Annotated in this window: 2 protein-coding genes; one reads left to right on the forward strand and one right to left on the reverse strand. The window is 45.2% G+C overall.

All coding sequences use genetic code 11. The features are described from left to right. A partial coding sequence (locus R7044_RS24010; protein WP_225455847.1) for a sulfite exporter TauE/SafE family protein occupies window positions 1–546 on the forward strand: 546 nt, incomplete at its 5' end. A gap of 123 nt (window positions 547–669) precedes the next feature. Here R7044_RS24010 and R7044_RS24015 read toward each other — a convergent pair. Continuing rightward, window positions 670–1689, reverse strand: coding sequence for an alpha/beta hydrolase family protein (locus tag R7044_RS24015; protein WP_225455848.1), 1020 nt, complete (start codon window positions 1687–1689; stop codon window positions 670–672). Window positions 1690–1749 lie beyond the last annotated feature (60 nt).

Here is a 1749-nt window from a genome sequence, read left to right on the forward strand (position 1 = left end):
TTGAGCGGAGTTCTAGTCGGAACATTTTGCGCCACATTCGTAGCATCGTATCTACAAGGAGTCTATCTGGCAGGCTTTTTCAGCGTATTCATGTTGTATGTTGCTTATAAGATGTTTCTCAACACTGAAAATGAGTACAACCCTAACCCACATGGGGCTATCGGTAATATCACTGTAGGCTCGGTCATTGGCTCTGTATCAGCACTTGTCTCTATAAGCGGTGCGGGGTTGATCATCCCCTATCTTGTCCAGCAAAATTTTGAAGTAAAACGTGCTATTGGAACCTCTGCTGCGATAGGTTTCCCTATCGCGCTGTCAGGAAGCCTCGGTTACATGTTAAACGGATGGGAAAATACAGATTGGAACAACTTAGTATTAGGATACATATACCTTCCTGCAATGCTCAGCTTCTCCATTAGTAGCTACTTAACTACTAGCCTCGGCGTGCGTTGTGCAGAGTATTTCCCAAATAAAGTTCTTAAGAAAATCGTTGGTATTTTGTGTGTTCTTCTAAGTTTCAAAATGTTGGTACAAGTACTTAGTTAGAGCAAATAACACGGTCACTAGTAGGCCTTGCACTATGGTGAAAGGATAAGCCTGCAAAAACTTACTTCTCGCTTTGCTGGTCCAAGCACACAATGTGTAAGAAAGCTCCTCATTGTTGCACTCTTATGACTTTGTTAACCTGGCCAGAATTACATCCAAAATGTGCTGATGATTGTCCTTTCTGGAAACCTCGTCACGCTCCTGGCAAAGTGCTTCCTCCCCTTCTGATGCGAGAATTTTAATGCCACGGTCAGTACATTCTGCGAACGCACTAAACTGACTCGCACTGGGGATCTCTTGAAATGTCACATTGGGAAGAGCAACAAGTGATTCGGCTGGTGTCAGTGCGGGATGTAGCCGATCAGAGAGCGCCACCACGGTGATAGCATTGTTCATCAAGGCCAGAGTTTCAGGGACAAAAGTTTTCGTTAGCTCAGGGTTGATAACGACGACCGATTTCAGTTTGTTTTCAGACTGAAATCGGGGGAATTTTTGATCCGGGATGCTGGTAATATCAACGTTATTTTCACGTAACCAATGACAGTCTACATTGGTGGCGTTGTGACACGATGTTCGATATTTCTCCGGGCTTATTTGCGCTCCGGAGAGCATCAGCATAGATGTGCCGCCCAGAAAAAAGCCGACCCCCTGCACTGCATCAGTATCTACGCCTCCGGACAGTATCCCGACCGAACTTAATTCGTTCAGCCCAAGCACCAAATCACTGGTTCTGAATGTGATTTCATCAACAGCCATTTCTGCATTGATTTCGTTCGGTGCAGGAGGCTTTGGTACCACAACGACATAACCTTGTTGCGCCAGGCTCGATGCTACCCAACCACTGTGGGAAAACGCTGACCGTGTTCCGCCCTGCGACAAAAGCACAACGGGAAATTTTCCACTTGCTAAAGGGGCATCTAACTGCGTTTCGACTGATTTAAAAATGTTCCCCCTACCAAACGTGAAATTGTTTTTTTCGTTCGTTGTGGGATACCAATAATAGACTTCTACTGGCTTATCTCTGTCTTCACTGAATCCCGTTTTGATTGTTAGCGCAGAATGGTATTTCGGCTCATTCGTACTGGCGCTGGCACTGACACACAATGTAGCGAGTAGAAACGACATTATTATTTTGGTTTTCATTTTTCCCTCAGCCGGTCAACACATTATTCTGCACGGCATCTAGAAAAATAACGCGCAGGA

The organism is Vibrio sp. 1402 (assembly GCF_033340275.1).

What these genes read in the sequence shown, in the direction of transcription:
- R7044_RS24015 (WP_225455848.1), bottom strand. Translation starts at nt 1,689, where the DNA reads ATGAAAACCAAAATAATAATGTCGTTTCTACTCGCTACATTGTGTGTC.